At 55.6% G+C, this 694-nt stretch carries 1 protein-coding gene; it reads left to right on the forward strand.

The annotated features are described in order from the left end of the window. Positions 1 to 553: LuxR C-terminal-related transcriptional regulator (locus B2W52_RS03085; RefSeq protein ID WP_286801211.1), on the forward strand; the 553-nt coding region annotated here is incomplete at its 5' end. Positions 554 to 694 lie beyond the last annotated feature (141 nt).

A 694-nucleotide genomic window follows, 5' to 3' on the forward strand; every position in this document is an offset into this window, starting at 1 on the left:
TCTCGACATTACCCGTGAGAATGACGACCTGGCCCTGATCCTGCTGGACCTGAACATGCCCGGCATGCATGGTCTTAACGGCCTGATCACCCTGCGCAACGAAGCCCCGACGATTCCGGTGGTTATTGTCTCTGCCGAGGAAGACAAGCAGGTGGTGCTGCAGGCCATTACCTACGGCGCCTGCGGCTTCATTACCAAGTCCTCGCCCAGGGCCCAGATGACCGAGGCCATCCAGCAGATCCTGAACGGCAATGTCTATCTGCCTTCGGACATCATCCGAACCGGCAAGGAGAGCAATACTCGTCGTAGTCGCAATGAAGACAACCCGATTTCACCGGAGCTGCTCAACTCACTGACACGTCGGCAGCTGCTGGTGCTCGAGCGCATGTCCAAGGGCGAATCCAACAAGCAGATCGCCTATAACCTGAACATCGCCGAGACCACGGTGAAGGCCCATGTATCAGCGATACTTCGCAAGCTCGGGGTTCACAACCGCGTGCAGGCGATTCTCTCTGCCAGCGATGTGGATTTCAGTCAGTATCTGAAGCGGTAATAAGGTCAGGGTTTGACAGGCTAAAAGCAAAAAGGGTCAGGTGACATGTTCATCTGACCCTTTTCGTATGAGACCGCAGTCAGCTTCTCAGTAGATGACTCAGCGCACTGCGCAGCTTCAGAGGCTTCACCGGCTTGTTCA

This window comes from Marinobacter sp. UBA2498, from assembly GCF_002341575.1.
In the GTDB taxonomy this organism is placed as follows: Bacteria; Pseudomonadota; Gammaproteobacteria; order Pseudomonadales; family Oleiphilaceae; genus Marinobacter; species Marinobacter manganoxydans.